Source organism: Arcobacter pernae (assembly GCF_049472135.1).
Taxonomy (GTDB): domain Bacteria; phylum Campylobacterota; class Campylobacteria; order Campylobacterales; family Arcobacteraceae; genus Arcobacter_B.
This window is the reverse complement of sequence record NZ_JBMOVV010000027.1, coordinates 1-4108: the sequence shown is the minus strand read 5'-3', so window position 1 is coordinate 4108 and position 4108 is coordinate 1. Positions and strand designations below refer to the sequence as shown.

Sequence of the window (4108 nt, the reverse complement as noted above, 5' to 3'; positions counted from 1 at the left end):
TCTCATAAAATCATCATCAAGACGAACAATATCATCTTCGCCTGTATATTCACCAACTTGTGCTTCTATTAATACTACTGGAATCTTACCTTCATTTTCTAATCTATGAACTTCACCCATCTTTATATATGTACTCTCATTTGGTCTTACATATTTTGTAGTATTGCCTACTGTTACTGTTGCTGTTCCACTTACTACTATCCAATGCTCATTTCTATGAAAATGTTTTTGTAAACTAAGTCTTTTACCTGGTTTTACTTCTATTCTTTTTATTTTATATCCTGCCGTTTCTTCTAAGACAGTATATGTCCCCCATGGTCTATGTCCAGTTAAATGTATATTATGTAGTTCTGTATCTTTTTTTATTTCTTGAACTACTTTTTTTACTTTTTGAGAACTTCCTTTTTTTGAAATTAAAAGTGCATCTCCTGTATCTACAATAATAGTATCTTCTATATCTACTGTTGCTATTTTTCTTTCACTTCCATAGATTAAATTGTTTTTAGAATCTATTGATATATGATTAGGATTTTCAGTATTTCCATTTTCATCTTTTGGAAGTTCTTCATAAAGTGCATCAAAGCTACCTACATCTGACCAGTTTATATTTGAAGGTATTACTTTAACTATACTTGATTTTTCCATTACAGCGTAATCTATACTATCTTCTGGGATATTTATCATATTTTCATGTTTTATTCTTATAATTGAATCTTTTGAAGAGTTTTTTAATGCTTTAATAGAAGTTTCGTAAATTTCAGGTGAATATTTTTTTAGTTCCTCTAAAAATACTCCTGCTTTAAAGCAGAACATTCCAGAGTTCCAGTAATAGTTCCCTGCTTCTAAATATGAAGTAGCTGTTTGTAAATCAGGCTTTTCATGGAAAGCTTTTACATCATAAGTATTTTCACTTTCTATATATCCAAATCCTGTTTCTGCAAAAGTAGGAGTAATACCAAAAGTTACAAGGTTTCCTTTTATTGCTAACTCTTTTGCTTTTTCTAGAACATTCATATATTCATTTTCATCTTTTATTAGATGATCCGATGGAGTTACTAAAACTATTTCATCATATTCTAATTCCATGCAAGCTAAAGCGATTGCAGGAGCAGTATTTCTTCCTACTGGTTCTAATAAGTATTTATTATTAGTTTTATTTAATTCTTCTAATTGATCTAAAGCTAAAAAGTATTGTTCAGCATTTGAAACAATAAATTGACTATTACATAATTTACTATTTCTATCAACAGTTAATTGGAATAGTGATTTTTCATCCTTGTGCTCTGCACTCTCTTCGAGAAATAGTTTTACGAACTGTTTTGGCATTAAAGTTCTACTTATTGGCCATAATCTTGTTCCACTGCCTCCGCATAATATTATGTTAGTCATTTCTTATTCCTTTTTCTTTTATAAAATAATCTTTTACATAGTCATATACTTCTTGTGATTCTAGAAGTTCTTGTATGTTAAACCATCTTTGCTTTTCATGTTGGATTCTATCTAAAGATAATTTCTCTTTTATTTCAAGTTCAAAGCCTAGAGCTATATAGTGTGTTGAGAACTTATCATTAAATACATTGTCATTATAGAAGTGTTGATATATTCCCTTAAAAGAAGCCTTATTTATATTAAACTCTTTTCCAAGTTCTCCTAGTGTTAACCTTTTAAAAGCTTTTTCTATAGGTTCATCTTTATAGATTCTTCCTCCAGGTACAAACCAGCTTCCTTTAGCTGGTTTGTTTAGTCTTTGACCTAGAAGTATTTCATCTTTTGAATTTTTTACTATGAGGTCAATAGATATTAAAGGAGTATTTTCAATAATTGAGCTAAATATATCTTTTTCTAAAAACATTTATTTACTTTCTAAATACCAATTAAACATAGTCTTAATACCATCCTCAAGCTCAACTTTATGTTTCCATCCCAAACTATGAAGTTTAGAAGGATCAGTTAACTTAACCATCGTTCCATCTGGTTTTTCTGTATTAAATACTAAGTCACCCTTAAATCCAATAATATCTTGAATTAAAGTTGCTAACTCTTTTATAGATATATCTACACCTGTTCCTATATTTATATGTGTATTTCTTACTTCTTTTTGATTTTTATCATAAGTATCTGTAAAATCTCTATTCTCTAGTAAAAATACACAAGCATCTGCCATATCTTCTGAATATAAAAACTCTCTTCTTGGTTTCCCTGTTCCCCATATCTCTACTGAGTCTTTATTCACACCAAATTTTTCAAGGTAATTGTTAGCTTCTTCTAAAGAATTCATATTTAAATCATCTAATACAGCTTGTGTATTTCCTTCATTTAAAAGTTTTGCTAAGTATATCTTTCTAATTAGTGCTGGAAGTACATGTGATTTCTCTAAATCAAAGTTATCATTTGGTCCATATAGATTCGTTGGCATTACAGATATAAAGTTTGTTCCATATTGTAAGTTATATGATTCACACATTTTTATACCAGCTATTTTTGCTATTGCATATGGTTCATTTGTATATTCTAGTGGACTTGTTAATAAACAATCCTCTGGCATTGGTTGAGGAGCCTCTTTTGGATAAATACAAGTTGATCCTAAGAATAGAAGTTTTTTTACTTTATGTACATATGATTGGTGTATTACATTATTTTGAATAGCAAGATTTTCATATATAAAATCTGCTCTATATGTATTATTTGCAACTATTCCACCAACTTTTGCAGCAGCAAGAATTACATACTCTGGCTTTTCTAGACTAAAAAACTCTTCTACTGCATTTTGATCTGTTAAGTCTAGTTCTTTATGTGTTCTATAAATAATATTTGTATAACCTTTTGATTGAAGGTTTTTAACTATTGCAGAACCTACTAAACCTCTATGTCCTGCTACATATATTTTTGAATTTTTATTTATTATATTTGACATATTTAAATATACTTTATATTAATTTTATTACTATTCAAAGTAACTCATAATTTTATAACCACCATCTTTTAGATATTGGTCTTTTGTCATAAGTTTTATATCACTTTGCATCATATCTTCAACTAAGTCTTGAAGATTATACTCTCTATTCCATCCAAGCTTCTTCTCTGCTTTTGAAGGATCACCTAATAGTAAATCAACTTCTGTTGGTCTAAAGTATCTTGGGTCTACACAAACAACTGTTTGGTTAAGTTTTAAATGAGATAAATCAATACCCGATACTTTTGCTTTTTCTTCATCAAAACTATCTATAATACCAATTTCATCAACACCTTCATTTTCAAATCTTAAATTAATACCTGCATAAGCAAAAGCAAACTTAACAAAGTCTCTTACTGTTGTAGTTTGTCCTGTAGCAATAACCCAATCTTCTGGTTCATCTGCTTGTAAAATCATCCACATCATTCGAACATAATCTTTTGCATGTCCCCAATCTCTTTTTGCATCTAAATTACCTAAATATAATTTATCTTGTAAATTTAGTGCTATTTTAGAAGCTGCTCTTGTAATTTTTCTTGTTACGAAAGTCTCACCTCTAACAGGAGATTCATGATTAAATAAAATACCATTACACGCATACATTCCATATGCTTCTCTATAATTTACTGTAATCCAGTAAGCGTACATTTTTGCAACTGCATAAGGAGATCTTGGATAAAAAGGAGTTGTTTCACTTTGAGGTGTTTCTTGAACTTTTCCATATAATTCTGAAGTAGAAGCTTGATAAATCTTTGTTTTTTTCTCTAAACCTAGTAGTTTCACTGCTTCTAAAATTCTTAATGTTCCTGTACCATCAGCGTTTGCTACATATTCAGGTGTTTCAAAAGAAACTGCAACATGGCTCATTGCAGCTAAATTATAAATTTCATCTGGTTGACACTCAGCAATAATTCTTGTTAAATTCATAGAATCTGTCATATCACCATAATGTAATATTAGGTTTCTATTTTCTACATGAGGATCTTGGTATAAGTGATCTATTCTATCTGTATTAAATAAAGAAGACCTTCTTTTTATACCATGTACGATATATCCTTTTTTTAGTAAAAATTCTGCAAGATATGATCCATCTTGTCCTGTGATTCCTGTTATTAATGCTACTTTTTGCTCTGCCATTCTTATTATTTTCCCTTT

The 4108-nt window shown here is 29.3% G+C and carries 4 protein-coding genes; all 4 read right to left on the bottom strand.

Annotation, left to right across the window (positions count from 1 at the left end; translation table 11 throughout):
- Window positions 1-1389, bottom strand: a 1389-nt coding sequence (locus ACH5BF_RS14185; RefSeq protein ID WP_423274861.1) for a mannose-1-phosphate guanylyltransferase/mannose-6-phosphate isomerase, incomplete at its 3' end; no start/stop codon positions are given.
- Window positions 1382-1852, bottom strand: a complete 471-nt coding sequence (locus ACH5BF_RS14180) for a GDP-mannose mannosyl hydrolase (RefSeq protein WP_423274892.1) — start codon at window positions 1850-1852, stop codon at window positions 1382-1384. The genes ACH5BF_RS14185 and ACH5BF_RS14180, both read right to left, overlap by 8 nt.
- The gene (locus tag ACH5BF_RS14175; RefSeq protein WP_423274893.1) at window positions 1853-2902 is read right to left on the bottom strand and encodes a GDP-L-fucose synthase family protein; all 1050 of its coding nucleotides are present in this window, start codon (window positions 2900-2902) and stop codon (window positions 1853-1855) included.
- 42 nt (window positions 2903-2944) lie between these two features.
- Complete coding sequence (gene gmd / locus ACH5BF_RS14170; protein WP_423274204.1) at window positions 2945-4090, bottom strand: GDP-mannose 4,6-dehydratase; 1146 nt, start codon at window positions 4088-4090, stop codon at window positions 2945-2947.
- Window positions 4091-4108: the final 18 nt, after the last annotated feature.